The organism is Longitalea luteola (genome assembly GCF_017356035.1).
GTDB lineage: Bacteria > Bacteroidota > Bacteroidia > Chitinophagales > Chitinophagaceae > Niastella > Niastella luteola.
On sequence record NZ_JAFIQX010000005.1, the window covers coordinates 209,154 to 225,844 of the forward strand.

Genomic DNA, 16,691 nt, shown 5'->3' on the forward strand with positions numbered 1-16,691 from the left:
CGATTATAACCGGGAGAAGCGCCGTTGTAGAGAGTCTCGACTCTGCTGACTGCAAGTTGGAAAGGAGTTGCGTCAAATTCTCACCGTGCCCTTCTTGTCTTTGTCCTTTTTGTCATCCTTGTTCATATTGATGTTCAGATTGTGGCCGATGGTTATCTTACCGAATTCTGATTTTATTTTCATGGCGGTACTACCATTGCCCGATCTGCCGGTGAATTTTTTATCGAACCGCGGACCATGCCCCTCATCGTCGTCTTTCTCTTCTTTTATCTCCAGGTTGGTCTTATTCTGCAGGTCGCCAAAATGTGTGCTGATATCAAAATTGGCAGAGATATTATTTTGCAGATCGAGGTACAGGTTAGAAAAACTGTTTTTTACGGTAAGCGTCCTCGTGTTGTTATCAACCCGCAGTTTGGCCACGTCACAATGTTCAAAGACCGCATTTACATTGCCGTCGAGATTATCGATGACCGCTTTGGAGAATTTGATGACCACATTGCCATTGTTGATGCCGCCAATGGTGCCTTTACCAAACTCGATCTGCACTTTTGCATTGGCCAGTTTGCCGGTAGTTAAACTGCCGAACTTGCTTTCAAGCGATACATCGCCACTGTGATCGCCGATGCTCATAGGCCCAAAGTGGTTGATGGCGGTAAGTGCGTTGCGCGCCGGTAGATATACGACATAGTCGATATTGAACTGTTGTTTCTCGCCTTTGCCCCATTTGGTGTCTTTCTTTTTATCAAATTTTGTTTCAAAAAAAACGCCGCCATTCTTCTTGCCATCTTCAATACTGATGTGATCGAGGATAGCCTGTGCCTTTTCGTCGGTGCCGGCTTCAGCGGTGATGGTTACGGTTGCTTTCACCTCGTCCCTGTCCCAGGTATTTATCTGCAGCTCGCCAAACTGATTGTTGAAAGAGATCTTGTCATTGCTGCTTACGTTATAGGACTTGGTATAGGTCTTCGTTTTTTTCACTACCGGGTCACCGGCAAAAACCGTTACCGATGTTGCCAGGCAGGTAAAAAGTAAGAGGAGGTTATATCTTTTTATTATTGCTGTCATGATGATTACTTTTTGATGCTTTGATTTGATTGATAATACTTAATTGCTGATTGAGGATCTCGGTCTGCAGCCTCAGGTTCTCAATCATGGCTTCCAGTAATTGTTCGCGGTTAGGATTTTCCGGGAGTTCTTGTTGCAACGCGTTGTAAGAGCTATCGAGCTTATTGATATCCGAAACAAACTTTTTATATAAAACAGGGTTTTCTTTTTCAATTGCCTTCAGTTCATTTTGCTTGTCTTCAATGAGCCGCGTGAACTGGTATACTTCCTTCGCATAGTTTGGATTGATCTCCTTCAGGATCGGGTCGTTCGCCGGAGGCGTATCGGGTCGTTCCTGCTGCACCACAGAAGGCTGGTTGTTGCTCCGGTTGGTCAGTAGGGAGAAGATACCTATACCGGCCAGCACCAGGATGGCTGCGGCGGCGCTCCAGCGAAGCAGGGTGAATACAAGTAATGTCCGGTTCTTTGAAGTTTGCTTTTGTTCAGTGGGTTTGCCGTCAGTCAGTTGTTGTTCCAGCTTTTTCCATACCTGTTCCCCGGGTTCATCAGCGTTGAACTGGTCACGATGGTCACGAATAAATTGTTCTAAACCTTTACTCATTGTCAAACTCCTTGTTTAATTAATGTCAGCAGTTTTTGTTTGGCGCGTACATACTGGGTACGTACCGTGTTATGCGAAATATTCAATATTTGTGAGATCTCTTCATGATCATAACCTTCCAGCAGGTATAAGCTCAGCACCGTTCGATAGCCATCGGGCAGCCGGGTGATCATTTTTTTTATCACTTCCACCTGGTAATGGATATCGTCTTCATTTACCGGTTCATCATCAGTAACAGCCTGCAGTTCGGAGCTTTCCATATCAACCAGGTAATTCCTGCGTTTGCGGAGTATATTGATCGATTTATTGATAACGATCTTTTTCAGCCAGGCGCCAAAGGTGCTGCGATAGTGAAAATCGTGCAGCGAGCGGAAAGCATCCAGGAACGATTCCTGCAACACATCCTCCGCGTCGGCGGTATTGTTTACAATACGTAAACTGGTGTTATACATCGCTTTGGAATATTGCCGGTACAACGCCTGGTAGCTCTGCGGATCGCCCAGCTTACAGCGTTCAACCAGTTCATCCCGGATAATGTTTGCAGTCAGCTCCAAAATGATCTGTTTAGGTTGTTTGTTTTATAAAGAGACATGGCGAAAGTTATGATGTTGCATGGAACGATCAATTTGTTTGTGGTTTGTTGTTTGTGGTTTGTTGTTTGTGGTTTGTGGTTGCTGCCGCGCTTTGAGGTGGTTAACCGATTTCAAAACGCTGGTTATCAGCAGAACCGGTGGTGCCGGAAAATAAGGCGTTGCGAATGAAAATTAACCACAAACAACAAACTATAAACCATAAACTTGCCCGCTTTTTCTTACTTTTAGCGTAATATCGAAAATCAGTTTAGTCATGGGTACCAGAACCGATTTGTTCACCAGCCCGGATTACTTCTTATTGGACGAACTATTGACCGACGAACAGAAACTTGTCAGAGAATCTGTTCGTAATTACGTGAAAAAAGAAATATCGCCTATCATAGAAGATTTTGCGCAGAAAGCAGAGTTCCCCGAACAGATCGTTCAGCAGATGGGAGAGCTCGGCTGTTTCGGCCCTACCATCCCGGTTGAATACGGGGGAGGGGGATTAGACTACATCAGCTACGGCCTCATGATGCAGGAGCTGGAGCGGGGCGACAGCGGCGTACGGTCAACCGCATCTGTACAGGGTTCCCTGGTAATGTTCCCCATTTATGAATACGGCAGTGAAGACCAGCGGCGCAAATACCTGCCCAAGCTGGCCAATGGCGAATGGCTCGGCTGCTTCGGCCTTACCGAACCCGATCATGGTTCAGACCCCGGCAGCATGACCACCCATTTTACCGATGCAGGCGACCACGTTATTCTCAACGGCGCCAAAATGTGGATCAGTAATGCCCCTTACGCCAAAGTGGCCATCGTTTGGGCCAAGGATGAAAATGGGGAAATATACGGCCTCATCCTGGAACGGGGCATGAAAGGTTTTACAGCCCCTTTAACGCATAATAAATGGAGCTTGCGGGCTTCCGCAACCGGTGAGCTGGTTTTTGATAATGTAAAAGTGCCGAAAGAGAATATTCTGCCCAATGTAAAAGGACTGAAAGGGCCGCTGAGCTGCCTTACCAAAGCACGGTATGGCATCGCCTGGGGCGCTACCGGTGCGGCTATGGACTGTTATGATACCGCTTTGCGCTATTCGAAAGAACGGCAGCAGTTCGATAAACCGATCGGCTCTTTTCAACTGCAGCAAAAGAAGCTGGCCGAAATGATCACCGAGATCACCAAGGCGCAATTGCTGAACTGGCGGCTGGGGGTACTGATGAATGAAGAAAAGGCCACGCCGCAGCAGGTGAGTATGGCTAAACGCAATGCCTGCGAAATGGCTGCGTTTATTGCCCGCGACGCCAGGCAGATCCTCGGCGGCAGCGGCATCACCGGCGAATATTCCGTGATGCGGCACATGATGAATATGGAAAGTGTTATTACCTACGAAGGCACACATGACATACATTTGCTGATCACTGGTATGGATGTTACGGGTTTCAATGCTTTTAAATAACTTGCGACGTAATGAGGATTTTCTTAATCGGTTTCATGGGTTCCGGAAAAACGCATTGGGGCAAACAGGTAGCGCAACGGCTGAGTTTACCATTTTATGATCTTGATGAAGTGATTGTGGCAGAAGAAAAACGGAGTATTCCGGAGATCTTCGGCGAATCGGGTGAAGAGTACTTCCGTAACCGCGAAAAAGAAGTGCTGGAAAAGATCGTGGATGAAAACAGCAATATGGTGTTGTCGTGCGGCGGCGGCACGCCCTGTTTTTTTAATAATATCGAATTCATGAAGAAGTATGGCACCGTGGTATGGCTCAATACCCAGGTAGATGTGCTGCTGCACCGCCTGATGAAGGAGCGTTTACAACGGCCATTGCTGAAAGATATCCAGGACGAAGACCTCAAACATTACATCATTCGTAAACTGAATGAACGCCGGATGTACTATGAGCAGGCAGATGTAATCATCGATAAGGAAGATGCCATATCCATGAATGATTTTATTCAAACCGTATTACATGCATAAAGGTTTTTTACAAACGGCCGCCATTCTGGGCGCACTCGCCGTAGCCCTCGGCGCTTTTGGCGCACACGGATTAAAGAAGATTGTTCCTCCTGAAACCGTTACTACCTTTGAGACCGGGGTGCGTTATCAATTCTACCATGTATTTGCATTATTGGCGGTAGCTATTCTGTTTGGAAGCTTCCCTGGCAAATATCTCCAGTACGCAGGGATCTGCTTCATCGTGGGTATAATATTGTTCTCTGGCTCATTGTATGTATTAACCATCTTGCAGGCAACAAAAACCGTTGGACTGCGCGGCATAGGCGCCATTACGCCCTTTGGAGGTGTTTTCTTTATTGTTGGCTGGATCTTTCTGTTCCTGGCAGTGATTAAGAAAAGCAGTTTATAGTTTATGGTTTATAGTTTAGCGAATTCAAGCTGCAACTATAGTGAGTGAATCGAAAGGCTGCAAGTAATAGTGAGTTCCGAATATAGGCGTAACAACAAACCACAAACCATAAACCACAAACCTAAATCGGGGCTTCGAATGTAAGAATGCAATTCTTATCAGACTCTATTTTAAATGTGCCGTCGATACTTTCCATGCGGCGGCGCATATTGCTGAGGCCGTTGCCGAAGCGGCGCAGTTTGTCGGCATCGATGCCCACGCCGTTATCTGCCACTTTGATCATAAGCCATTTATCACTGGTAGAAATAACGATCTGGATCTGCGTGGCCTGCGAGTGTTTCATGGCATTGTTCAGCGCTTCTTTAATGCTCAGGAAGATGTTCCTTCTTTTTTCGCCACTTACTTCTGCCTGCGGAATAAGCGGCGGCAGCTGCACTTTACATTCAATAGGCGTGGAGTCAAAATATTCAATGGCATGGGCCCTGATGTAGGCGATCAGGCTCTCCAGCGTGTCGTTACTGCTTTTCATGGTCCAGATGATGGTATTCATCTTGCCCAGCAGTTCATTCGCCGAGTTGGAGATCTTTTCGAGCTCGGGCACTACATCGCCTTTCAACCGGCTCTTCATGATCTCGCTCATGAGTCTGATGGCTGTAACGCCCGATCCCAGCTCATCGTGCATGTCGGCTGAAATCCGGTTGCGCTCTTCCTGTTTGGCAGCCATTACCGCCATTTGTTTATCGAATTCTTTACGTTCATTTTCCAGTTTCAGGCGTTCCCGCTCTTTTACCCGCTCGATGATATCACGCCGGTTCTTATACGCCAGGCCCGACAAAAAGAATCCCAGCTCCAACACCAGTCCGATCTCGTAATAGAACAAAGCCCGGTTAAAGACAGAGGTGATATCGTCCTTCACCAGCTTCCAGCCCGTAATGATGATGATATAGGAAATAACGGAAAACACCACCAGCGAAAAATTGCCGGCAGCCAGGTAGTTGAGCAGCGTATTCTTCTTTTTAATGCTGTACACGATAAAGAACACACCGGTTAGGAAGAAAACCTGTTTAATGATAAAGTTCTCCATGATGTTCAACAGGATATACCTGTCGGTTAAAAAATATACAATGGAAAACACGATACTGGCGCCGATCAGCAGCAGGGAGAAAAAATGAAGGCATTTATCGAGCAGCGGATAATTCTCTTTACTGTTAATGAATTTTCGCATGAAGATCTGATACATTACCACGCTGCCCGTCATGATCATGAAATCGAGGTATTCTTCATAAAAATAATTGAATGGGGTGGCGCTGTAATTGAGATACGATTTTAAAAACAGCAGCGAGCAGGTGAGGAAGGTGTAGCCGGCGTAAAAAATAAATTCTTTGTTGCGGCTTTGAATATAAACAGCCAGTGAATAAAAGATCATGAACAACAATACGCCCGAGACCGTGTAAGTGAATACGTCGAGCATATGGTCGCGGTCACGCTGGCTCATGCTCCATTGCGGCAGGTAATCGTACCGGATGATGCGGGGCGTAAGAGAGTTTATATTCGTTCGCACGAAATTGAACCGGCAAAAATAGGTAGCCGTTTCATGAGGTTGCACAACGATCTGTTTTACGCCATCAGACCGGTCGTCAGCCGTAAGGCTGTCGGGCAACCTGCTGAAGCTTCCGGGAATATCATCGGGCCGGGCTTTGAACAGTATAAATTCCGAACAGAAATACGCCGGGGTAAAACAAACCGTAATGGCCGTGTCATGCGAGTTGGTTAAAAAGAACTGTAAAAAGCAGTCCTGTTCTATGAGCTTGCCTGGCAGGTCATGGGGCAGGTAATTGCCCGGATTTTGCTGGAAAGGCAGCTTATAGATATCAGCATCCGGTATTTGATGTTTGGGCTGCGAGTTGAACAGGGAATATTTCCCGATAGCTTTATGATAACGGATAGCGGCCACATCAATGATCATGGTATCTGACCATTGTGCATAACTATTGGTGGCTAAACAAAAAAGCAGGATATAAAAAAATGTATGTTTGACGGCCTTGTGATAAGGATGGTGGCAGGTAGTGTTGGCTGATACAAATCCAGGATGGCGATTAGTGCTCATATAATGCCCCGGTTTGCACCGGGGTGCGTTAGTTTCTTGAGTGAAAGTACGAAAAAAGCACAATGTGCTAATGTGATAATTAGCTAATGTGCTGATCCATGTGCCGGTTACCCGTTGCCAGGAATACAGGTTCAAGGTTAGTATGCCGGAAATATTTAGTTGTTTCCAAGGCCCGGTAACCGCGGCCGGTAACCGGTAACCTCTTCGAAACTTAACAATTCTCATAGGTGTGAACCGTCCTTATACTTTGATCCTTATTCCTTAAACTACTTATCTTTGCGAACATGGCCAACCGCTTAAAAGCAGACAAAGCAGAAAAGAAAAAGCCAGCTAATCCGGAAAAATTCAAACCTGAAAAAGAAGCTCAGGTAACGGTAAAACAATTGGTAAAAGACGAACGTACCCATAAAATTGCAGGTGCTTTCGCCTTATTGATCAGCCTTTTTTTATTTATTGCCTTTGCATCCTATCTGTTTACCTGGAAGGAAGACCAGGATAAGGTATTCCGGGGTGCTGCTATCCTGTTGCCCGGCGAAGAAGTAAAGACCACCAATCTGCTGGGTAACCTGGGTGCGTATATTTCACACCTGTTCTTTTTTAAAGGATTCGGCGCTGCGTCCTTCATGTTCTGCAGCCTTTTTTTTGTAATTGGCGTAAATGCCTTGCTGGGCTCTAAGATATTTTCCCTCGGGCGCAATCTGCGCTATGTGATCGTAAGCCTGTTGTTTTTCAGTGTTGTATTTTCCTTTGTTTTCAGCAGCAGTGCATTTGCCTGGGGCGGGGCAGTAGGTGATATGTGCCGCGACTGGCTCGTTCGCATGATCGGCAGCGTTGGCACGGCTGCTTTATTACTGGTAGCCGGCCTGGCCTATATCATTTGGCGTTTCAACCCTGTTTTCAAGGCGCCAGCATTAGTCAAACCTAAAACGGAAGACCCGGCCAAAGCAGTAACGCCGGTAATGGTGAATACCGAAGAAATTGAAACGCCTAAAGTAAAAACAGCTGGTAACAAACTGAAAGATGGCGTGGGCGCGCTTAAAAAACTGCCAAAAACAGATCAACCGGAGGAAGAACCGCAGCTGGATATAAAACTGGTCGAAAAACAAACGCCGGTTCAGGAACCTGCATTGGAGGAAGAAGACGAACTGGAAGAAGAGATTGAAGAAGAAATAGAAGAAACGCCGGAAATTCCGCTGCCCATAGAAACGCCGGTGACTGCACAAAAAGGCAAAGGGAATAAACCCGAGCCTAACCTGGAGCTGGAAATTAAATCGTATCCCGAAGTGGATCAACCCGAGCTGCCGGTGGAAGAGCCAAAGGTTGAACAAAAGCCTGTTTCCCAGGAGCCGTACGATCCTTCGCTCGAGCTGCGCGATTATAAATTCCCAAGCCTCGATCTGTTAGAGCTGCATGGCAGTGAACGTATCATCCAGGATCCCACAGAACTGGAGACCAACAAGAACCAGATCATCAATACGCTGAAGAATTACGATATAGAGATCCAGAAGATCAGCGCCACGGTAGGACCTACCGTAACCTTGTATGAAATAGTGCCGGCTGCAGGCGTGCGGATCTCCCGTATCAAAAACCTGGAGGATGACATTGCGTTGAGTTTGGCGGCCCTGGGTATTCGTATCATTGCGCCCATACCGGGTAAGGGTACAGTGGGTATTGAAGTACCCAATGTGAAAAAGACGGTAGTGAGTATGCGCAGTATGCTGTCGTCGGAAAAATTCCAGAACAATAATTTCAGCCTGCCGGTCGCCATTGGCAAAAAGATCGATAATGAGAACTTTATAGTAGACCTTACCACCATGCCGCACCTGTTGATGGCCGGTGCTACCGGTCAGGGTAAGTCGGTTGGGTTGAACGCCATCCTGGTGTCACTCTTGTACAAGAAACACCCGTCACAGCTCAAGCTGGTACTGGTTGACCCCAAGAAAGTGGAGTTAAGCCTGTACCGCAATATTGAAACGCATTTTCTGGCCAAACTGCCAGGCGAGGAAGAAGCCATTATCACCGATACAAAAAAGGTTATTCATACGCTGAACGCCCTGTGTATTGAAATGGATAACCGCTACGACCTGCTGAAAGAGGCCGGCGCCCGCAACATTCGTGAATACAATGAGAAATTTATTAAACGGAAGCTGAACCCGCAGAAAGGGCACCAGTTCCTGCCTTTCATTGTACTGGTAGTGGATGAGTTTGCCGACCTCATCATGACGGCCGGTAAAGAGGTGGAAATGCCAATTGCGCGGTTGGCGCAGCTGGCCCGTGCGGTGGGTATCCATCTGATCATCGCTACACAGCGTCCTTCGGTGAATATCATCACCGGTACCATTAAAGCCAACTTCCCGGTACGTATTGCTTTTAAAGTATCATCGAAGATCGACTCACGCACTATCCTGGATGCGGGCGGCGCCGAACAACTGATCGGTAAGGGCGATATGCTTATTTCCTATAATGGGGAAATAACCCGGCTGCAGTGCGCATTTGTTGACACACCCGAAGTAGACAGCATTTGCGATTTCATTGGTACTCAGGAAGGCTATCCGCAGGCATTCTTCTTGCCGGAATACGTTGATGAGAAGCAGTTTGAAGGCAAGGAGCTGGACCTCGAGGACCGCGATACCTTGTTTGAAAGCGCTGCCCGCATGATCGTTAGCAGCCAGATGGGCTCTACCTCATTGTTGCAACGGCGGATGAAACTGGGATATAACCGCGCAGGCCGCCTGATGGACCAGCTGGAAGCCGCTGGCATCGTTGGCCCCAGCCAGGGCAGTAAGGCACGGGACGTACTGATCAAGACTGAAGCCGATCTGGAACAACTGCTGGCCGGTTTAATATAGGGTTAGAATTTTGTTAATGTGATACTAATGCACAACCTCCGTTAACATTTCGCGTCTTATAATTGCCGCAAAAGGTTATAACTAATATCTTTGCGGCCTTTACCCAAAGAATTCACATAATGAATATAATGAAAAGCCTAATCGTATTAACTTCTACTTTATTTATAGCCACTATAACTTTTAGCCAACAAAGTGACCCCGCTGCCAAGAAAGTACTGGATGCGGTAAGCGCCAAGTTCAAAACGTTTAAGTCGGTACAGGCCAGCTTTACCCTGCGCAATGAGGATAATAAAGGCAGTTTGTTGGGAAGTAAAAAAGGTACTGCTTCCCTGAAAGGCGCCCGCTATCGCGTTAGCATCGCCGGTACCGGTCAGGAGGTTTTTTGTGACGGCGCCAACATCTGGACCTACGATAAATCGGCGAACGAGGTAACGATCACCAAACCTGATAATTCTGCCAATACCATTACCATGCAAAAGTTGTTCACCAACTTTTATGACAAGGATTTCCTGTATAAGCTGAACGGCGATAAAAAAGTGAGCAACAAAACGGTTCAGGAAATTGAAATGACACCGGTTGATAAGACCAAACCCTTCCACAAGGTTTATCTGCTGGTTGATAAGAACAGCAAAACGATTTACAGCACCCGCATCCTCGATAAATCAGGCAGCGTAATGGTATATACCGTTAATTCAATGAACGGTGCAGCCAACCTGCCCGACAACCTGTTTGTGTTTGATAAAAGCAAATACCCGGGGGTAGAAGTTATTGATCTGAGATAATTGCCGATACAAATTAAGGTTACCAGGTTAATTTATAAGTTACAGGTTACAGGTTCCAGGTTGCAGGGGTAAGAGCCCTGTAATGTGCAGCTTGTAACCTGTAACGCTTTAATAAGTTACCTATAACTCGTAACCGGTTTAAGGGCAGGGTAAAATATGGGCTCTCTAACGAACCTGTAACTTGTAACGCTTTAATATGTTACCTATAACACGTAACCGGTTAAGAGCTGACTGATAGATAGGCCCTGTAACCTGCAACTTGTGACCTGTAACGCTTTAACAGGTATATTATCTTATTCGTTAGCGCCCCATCTATAAGTAGTAATGTCCAATCCCGCCAGATCAAGCACGCGGTCAGTCACCGTGGCCACCGCTTCTTCCAAAGTCGTTGGACGGCTGTAAAAAGAAGGGGTAGCGGGGCAAATTATACCGCCGGCCAGGGTAACGGTCTCCATATTCCTTATGTGCACCAGATTATACGGGGTATCACGCACCAGGCAAATGAGCCTGCGCCGTTCTTTTAGCACTACGTCGGCGGCGCGCGAAATGAGATCGCTTGATACGCCTGAAGCAATGCGGCCCAAAGTGCCCATAGAGCAGGGGGCAATGATCATGGTATTGTACCGGCCTGAACCGGATGCAAAGGGCGCAGTAAAGTCTTTGGTCGTATAAAAAGAGACGGGGTATTGGGTATAGTCCTTGTTGCCCAGTTCGGTTTCCCACACCTGTTTGGCGTTGTCGGTCATTACTACGGCTACATCCTGCCACTGTTGTTTGATGGTGAGCAGTTTCTCGATCAATAGGCGGGCGTAAATGCTGCCGCTGGCGCCGGTAATGGCCAACACGATTTTATGCATGGAAATGACTTAAATTTATGATGTTAAACAAAAATACACATGCAAACATTGAAAATATCGGTTTTGTTTTGCTGGATAGTTGTTTTTTCATGTGCAGAAAAGCCGGCGATCAAGGCTGATAAGGGGAACTGGATAACGGCCGGAAAAGAAGAAGCTGACAAAAAGCTGCAGTGGATGACGCTGGAGGATGTTGCAGCCGGATTGCAGAAGGAGAAACGCCCCGTGCTGATAGATCTGTACACCGATTGGTGCGGCTGGTGTAAAACGATGGACCGGAAAACCTATGCGAACAAGGATGTAAGCAGCTATGTGCAGCAGAAGTTTTACCCGGTGAAATTTGATGCCGAAGGCCGCAAAACCATCACCTGGAACGGCAAAACCTATAATTTCAATGCAAGGCATAAGACCCACGATTTTGCCATTTATCTCACGAACGGGCATTTATCATATCCCACTACTGTCTTTATTCCGGTCAATGGCGAACCGCAAGCCATCCCTGGTTACCTGAACCCAGGCGAGTTTGAACTCATTGCCAAATATTTCGGCGAAGGCAAATTCGGAAAAGTGCCGTTTGATGACTATCAGAAGAACTTTAAGTCAAGCTGGTAAGTGTATCTATATAAATTAAACGAATAATAAAGGATGTCACGAATGGAGGTTCATGGGGACATAGCGGTTGCTATACCTGCAACCTGTTAATATATAAGACAAAGAACAGCTATGTGTTTTATAATCAATTATTAAACATGTGTCTTAGCATGAATATGTTCACAGGAAGCGCTTCCCATAAGCGAGTGGTCACTTTATTAAATGAAAGAATATAAATAAATAATATGTCAGCGCAAACGGTTGCGTAGGTTATCCAGATTGGAAAAGAACTCAATTATTTCGTTTATTTTTACCTTGATTTTAATCAATTAACAACGTCTACAGCAAAATTTCCCCATAACACGACCTATACTTTGAGATATTCATACTATATTTGAATTTTCATAGGATAAGGTTTAATGGTTAATGGTATTTGATTAGTGCAGCCTCCCCTCCGGGAGGCTATTTTTTTGGTGTTTATTGTAGTTTTTACCGTCCTGCGCCCTTTTACTTACTCAACTCCTGTTTTCCTCCCTTTTGGCTAATTTTTCTGCCCCCGGTAGTACCCTGGGCCGGGTTTGCTTCGCACCATCTTCTCCCATGTCTCGTACATGTTCCGTAGATGTCTCGTACATGTCTCGTATATAAGCCGTTCCTTTATAGATACGGGACATCCTCGAGATACGTACATAACAGCTGCGGGACAGTAACGATAGATTGGCGAAGCAGGTACGAACCTGAAGCGATCCAGGTATCAACCTGGTATGATTCAACTGCTAAAGAGTGGCTGCGGGTGACCGGTCGTGTGGGCGCGCATCTTCGCTTACCTGAACGACTTGATATTGGTAATGGCGAGGTTGGTGAAATCGATCTCCATATCAGGCAGAAAAGTGCCGGGAATGTACTCCTCGGTCTTTTGTAATTTATACTTCAGGTGATTGCTGTGCCTTTTGCTGATGAACATAAGGTCGTTGAACTTATCGGTGTAAAAACCAAGGCAATAGATGGTTATATAATACTTCCCTTCGGGAACTTTGGGAATAGTGAATTGATTATTAGTGGGGTAGTAGATATTCCTTACAATCCCGGCCCCGGTATGGTCGAACCGGTCGAATATCACCAATACAGAATCAACCCGCGGACTGGAAGGGTTCCGCGGATGCAGACGGATCAGTACGTTCACACTGTCAGGTAGTCTTTTTCTTTGTGCGTTTGCTGTTCTTGCTGTTAGCAGCGACAGCAGCAAAGTCAGCACAATGACCGCTTTCATAGATATCGATATTAGGGTGCCGGAATAAAATTCACTTCATCTGATTAGTGTTTTTTCTACGTCAATTTACTATTGGAAACTCTTTATCTCTAATAAGTAATAACGCTTATTCCGCCTGTTTCTTATTTGGCAAACGGCTGTTTTGAGTTAATTCATAAAAAAATCCCGGAGGAGTGCTCCGGGATCGTATTGGGATGTTGTAAATCAATTTGTTGATCAGGCCCTGAACGCGGTGGACGACTGGTTATTACCTCCTGACAGTGTTTCGGGCAGTCAAAAAGGGCATAACTTACGCTTCGGCCATATCAGGAATGGCAGAAACTTTATAAGCGCCGGCATCCAGTTTTTGCTTGGTGGCAGAGAAGGCTTCCAGTGTTTTATGGATGTCCTGGTCCGTATGAGCCGCAGTAGGAATTAACCGGTAAATAATGTGTCCTTTTGGAATCACGGGGTAAACTACGATAGAGCAGAAGATGCCGTAGTTCTCACGCAGGTCCATTACCATCGCGGTAGCTTCCTCAACGCCGCCTTTCATATATACGGGAGTAACCACTGAATCGGTCTTGCCGATATCAAAACCTCTTTCTTTCAGTCCTTTTTGCAGTTTGGTGGCCACATCCCACAGCTTTTCTTTCAGCTCAGGACGGGTCATCAGCAGTTCCAGGCGTTTCAGGTTACCGATCACCAGCGGCATTGGTAAACTTTTAGCAAAGATCTGGCTGCGGATATTATAGCGGATATAGTCGATGATCGCTTTCGGACCGGCAATAAATGCACCGATAGAAGCCATGGATTTAGCGAAGGTAGAGAAATACAGGTCGATCTCATCCTGTACGCCCTGCTCTTCACCAGCGCCGGCGCCGGTTTTGCCCAGGGTACCGAAACCATGTGCATCATCAACCAGTAAACGGAATTCGTATTTCTTTTTAAGATCGGCTATTTCTTTCAGTTTGCCCTGATCGCCGGCCATTCCAAATACACCCTCGGTGATCACCAGGATCCCGCCGGCCTTTTGTTTTTCGATCAGTGCAGTTGCGCGTTGCAATTGCTTTTCCAGGTCTTCCATATCATTATGTTTGAAAACATAACGGTGACCGGGGTGCAAACGAACACCATCTATAATACAGGCATGGCTTTCGGCGTCGTAAACAATAATGTCGTGACGTCCGCACAACACATCGATCAGGCTAACCATACCCTGGTAACCAAAATTCAATAAAATGGCATCTTCCTTACCTTCAAAATCGGCCAGCTTTTTTTCCAGTAACTCATGGTTGTTGGAGTTACCACTCATCATGCGTGCGCCCATCGGCAATGCCAATCCGTATTGAGCAGCTCCTTCAGCATCGGCTTTCCGGATCTCAGGATGGTTGGCTAACCCCAGGTAATTGTTCAAACTCCACACGATCATTTCCTTTCCCCTGAATTTCATTTTGCTCCCGATCTCGCCTTCCAATTTAGGAAATGCAAAATAACCATGAGCCCTTTCACGATGTTGACCTATTGGACCATAATTCTTTAGTAATCTTTCAAAAATATCTGCCATAATATGGATTTTAATTAAAGGGTTATTGCTGTATTTGGCGAATGGCGCAAAGGTAGCGCTTTTAATGGTTTAATGCCTGCCCGGGAGAACAATCGTTTAGGCGGGGCCTTTAACAAGTGATTTAATGGCCGACCGTTAGAACGTTACTGTTCCCTGTGGATTTGGTTGGATAAACGGATAAAGCGCCCGATTATTTGAACAGCTATAACAATTGTGTAAAAACCCGGGTGGTGAAACAATTTCAATATCAAACTCTTAAGCAAACGGTTGTGTTGCTGATTTTATAAAATTTTAATGTTCCGGTTTAGGTAGCCGGCTATCTTTGCGAAAACTAATTTTAATGCGCCTTCTTTTAGCAACGATCTGTTTTTTGCTGTTTTGTTACATAACCCCCGCTCAAACTAAGACAAGTGCCACTAAGACAAGCACTGCTGCAGCTTCCGTAAACCGGCCCAAACTGGTAGTGGGTATCGTCATAGATCAAATGCGATGGGATTACCTGTATCGTTATTATGACCGTTATGCCGCTGATGGTGGTTTTAAACGTTTTCTGAACCAGGGCTTCTCCTGTGAAAACACCATGATCCCCTATGTGCCCACGATCACTGCCTGTGGCCACACCTGCATTTATACCGGTAGTGTACCTGCCATTCATGGCATAATTGGCAACGGCTGGTACGACCCGCAAAAAAGACGCAGCGTGTATTGTACAGAAGATACTGCCGAAACAACGGTAGGTGCTGCCGCCGGCACGCCTGGCGCTATGAGCCCCCGCAATATGTTCGTTACCACCATAGGCGATGAATTGAAACTGGCAACCAATTTCAAAAGCAAAGTAATTGGAGTAGCCGTGAAAGACCGCGGTGGTATTCTGCCCGCCGGTCACTCAGCAGATGCTGCCTACTGGTACGACTCCCGCAATGGCAACTGGATAACTTCTACCTATTACATGAATGAACTTCCCAAATGGGTACAGGATTTCAACGCCCGCAAGCTGGTTGATAAATACTATGCCATGGGATGGAATACATTGTATCCCATTAACACTTATACCCAAAGCACTGCCGACGAAAAACCATACGAAGGCAAACCGCTGGGCGCTGAACAGAAAGGCTTTCCGTATGACCTGAAAAAGTTTACCAATACCAATTATGGCGCTGTTTGCAGCACGCCCTACGGTAATGTGATAACGCTTGAAATGGCAAAAGAAGCGCTTGTAAATGAACAACTGGGCGCCGATAATGTCACTGACCTGTTAGCCATCAGCTTTTCTTCACCCGATTATATCGGCCATGCCTTTGGTCCAAACTCTGTTGAACAGGAAGATGATTACCTGCGCCTTGATAAAGACCTCGGCGGCTTTTTCAATTTCCTCGATGCAAAGGTGGGTAAAGGCCAGTACCTGGTGTTTTTATCAGCCGACCACGCGGTAGCCCATGTGCCCGGTTTTATGAAAGAACATAAATTGCCGGGTGGTACAGCCCCTGCCAGCCGTTGGCTGAAAGAACTGGGTAGCATACTCTCAGAAAAATACGGCAACGGCAAGCTGATCATTGGCAATTACAACCACCAGCTTTACCTCGATCATAACCTGATAGATTCCCTGAAACTCGATGAAGCGGCAATCAAGAAAACTATTGTAAAATACCTGAGCCGTCAACCCGAGGTTTCCCGTGTATTTGCGCTGGATAAACTGATGGAAGAGCCGCTCACTGCCAAACAACGCGATATGGTAGCCAATGGCTACAATCAGCGCCTGAGTGGCGATATTGAAGTTATGTTGCAGTCGAACTATATGGAAGGCGGCGCTACCGGTACAACCCACAGTGCCTGGAATCCGTACGATGCACATATCCCGCTGTTGTTCTACGGCTGGCGCATCCCTGTGGGCAAGACCAATCGCGAAACTTATATGACCGACATAGCGCCTACTTTAGCAGCGATGCTGCGCATTCAGATGCCCAGTGGCAGCGTGGGAGCTGTTATCCCAGAGGTGGTTAAGTAATAACTGAAGTCGGAAGTCGGAAATCTGAGATCTGAAGTCGGAAGTCGGAAGATAATAAAAAGGTGAGCTCGCTATTGTATG

Annotated in this window: 14 protein-coding genes; 7 read left to right on the forward strand and 7 right to left on the reverse strand. The window is 46.4% G+C overall.

The genetic code is table 11. From position 1 onward, the window contains the following. Window positions 1-72: 72 nt before the first annotated feature. The 3 genes from JUB15_RS14900 to JUB15_RS14910 are packed head-to-tail and all read right to left on the reverse strand — an operon-like array spanning window position 73 to window position 2,220. Window positions 73-1,065, reverse strand: coding sequence for a DUF4097 family beta strand repeat-containing protein (locus tag JUB15_RS14900; RefSeq protein WP_207513286.1), 993 nt, complete (start codon window positions 1,063-1,065; stop codon window positions 73-75). Next, window positions 1,040-1,666 carry a hypothetical protein gene (locus JUB15_RS14905; RefSeq protein ID WP_207513287.1) on the reverse strand — a complete coding sequence of 209 codons (627 nt, stop codon included), beginning with the start codon at window positions 1,664-1,666 and terminating at the stop codon, window positions 1,040-1,042. The genes JUB15_RS14900 and JUB15_RS14905 overlap by 26 nt, the downstream gene beginning before the upstream one ends. A 2-nt stretch (window positions 1,667-1,668) precedes the next feature. Continuing rightward, window positions 1,669-2,220, reverse strand: coding sequence for an RNA polymerase sigma factor (locus JUB15_RS14910; protein ID WP_207513288.1), 552 nt, complete (start codon window positions 2,218-2,220; stop codon window positions 1,669-1,671). A gap of 292 nt (window positions 2,221-2,512) precedes the next feature. On the opposite strand from JUB15_RS14910, the gene JUB15_RS14915 reads away from it, so the two are divergent. Genes JUB15_RS14915 through JUB15_RS14925 form a run of 3 tightly spaced genes read left to right on the forward strand, consistent with a single transcriptional unit; the run spans window position 2,513 to window position 4,606 of the window. Next, the gene (locus tag JUB15_RS14915) at window positions 2,513-3,697 is read left to right on the forward strand and encodes an acyl-CoA dehydrogenase family protein (RefSeq protein ID WP_207513289.1); all 1,185 of its coding nucleotides are present in this window, start codon (window positions 2,513-2,515) and stop codon (window positions 3,695-3,697) included. 11 nt (window positions 3,698-3,708) lie between these two features. Then, complete coding sequence (locus JUB15_RS14920) at window positions 3,709-4,218, forward strand: shikimate kinase (protein WP_207513290.1); 510 nt, start codon at window positions 3,709-3,711, stop codon at window positions 4,216-4,218. Beyond that, on the forward strand, window positions 4,211-4,606 hold the full coding sequence (locus JUB15_RS14925) for a DUF423 domain-containing protein (RefSeq protein ID WP_207513291.1): 396 nt from the start codon (window positions 4,211-4,213) through the stop codon (window positions 4,604-4,606). The genes JUB15_RS14920 and JUB15_RS14925 overlap by 8 nt, the downstream gene beginning before the upstream one ends. A 121-nt stretch (window positions 4,607-4,727) precedes the next feature. Here the strand turns inward: JUB15_RS14925 and JUB15_RS14930 are convergent, their stop codons facing one another. Then, window positions 4,728-6,713 (reverse strand): sensor histidine kinase, encoded by a 1,986-nt coding sequence (locus JUB15_RS14930; RefSeq protein ID WP_207513292.1) that lies wholly within the window; start codon window positions 6,711-6,713, stop codon window positions 4,728-4,730. 284 nt (window positions 6,714-6,997) lie between these two features. Between JUB15_RS14930 and JUB15_RS14935 the strand changes: the two genes are divergently transcribed. Next, the gene (locus JUB15_RS14935) at window positions 6,998-9,562 is read left to right on the forward strand and encodes an FtsK/SpoIIIE family DNA translocase (RefSeq protein WP_207513293.1); all 2,565 of its coding nucleotides are present in this window, start codon (window positions 6,998-7,000) and stop codon (window positions 9,560-9,562) included. Window positions 9,563-9,690: 128 nt separating this feature from the next. Then, window positions 9,691-10,344: an outer membrane lipoprotein periplasmic chaperone LolA1 gene (gene lolA1, locus JUB15_RS14940; protein ID WP_207513294.1), complete on the forward strand. Its 654-nt coding sequence runs from the start codon at window positions 9,691-9,693 to the stop codon at window positions 10,342-10,344. A 293-nt stretch (window positions 10,345-10,637) separates the two neighbouring features. Here lolA1 and JUB15_RS14945 read toward each other — a convergent pair whose 3' ends face one another. Next, the gene (locus tag JUB15_RS14945; RefSeq protein WP_207513295.1) at window positions 10,638-11,201 is read right to left on the reverse strand and encodes a UbiX family flavin prenyltransferase; all 564 of its coding nucleotides are present in this window, start codon (window positions 11,199-11,201) and stop codon (window positions 10,638-10,640) included. Window positions 11,202-11,240: 39 nt separating this feature from the next. Here JUB15_RS14945 and JUB15_RS14950 point away from each other — a divergent pair, with 39 nt between their 5' ends. Next, on the forward strand, window positions 11,241-11,810 hold the full coding sequence (locus JUB15_RS14950) for a thioredoxin family protein (RefSeq protein ID WP_207513296.1): 570 nt from the start codon (window positions 11,241-11,243) through the stop codon (window positions 11,808-11,810). An 802-nt stretch (window positions 11,811-12,612) separates the two neighbouring features. On the opposite strand, the gene JUB15_RS14955 is transcribed toward JUB15_RS14950, so the two are convergent. Together JUB15_RS14955 and JUB15_RS14960 are read right to left on the reverse strand one after the other, a co-directional pair. Continuing rightward, window positions 12,613-13,059: a hypothetical protein gene (locus tag JUB15_RS14955; protein ID WP_207513297.1), complete on the reverse strand. Its 447-nt coding sequence runs from the start codon at window positions 13,057-13,059 to the stop codon at window positions 12,613-12,615. Between the two features lie 289 nt (window positions 13,060-13,348). Next, a complete protein-coding gene (locus JUB15_RS14960) occupies window positions 13,349-14,605 on the reverse strand; it encodes an aminotransferase class I/II-fold pyridoxal phosphate-dependent enzyme (protein ID WP_207513298.1) in 1,257 nt (418 codons plus the stop codon). Window positions 14,606-14,945: 340 nt separating this feature from the next. On the opposite strand from JUB15_RS14960, the gene pafA reads away from it, so the two are divergent. Beyond that, window positions 14,946-16,610, forward strand: coding sequence for an alkaline phosphatase PafA (pafA, locus tag JUB15_RS14965; protein ID WP_242696354.1), 1,665 nt, complete (start codon window positions 14,946-14,948; stop codon window positions 16,608-16,610). The last annotated feature ends 81 nt before the right edge of the window (window positions 16,611-16,691 follow it).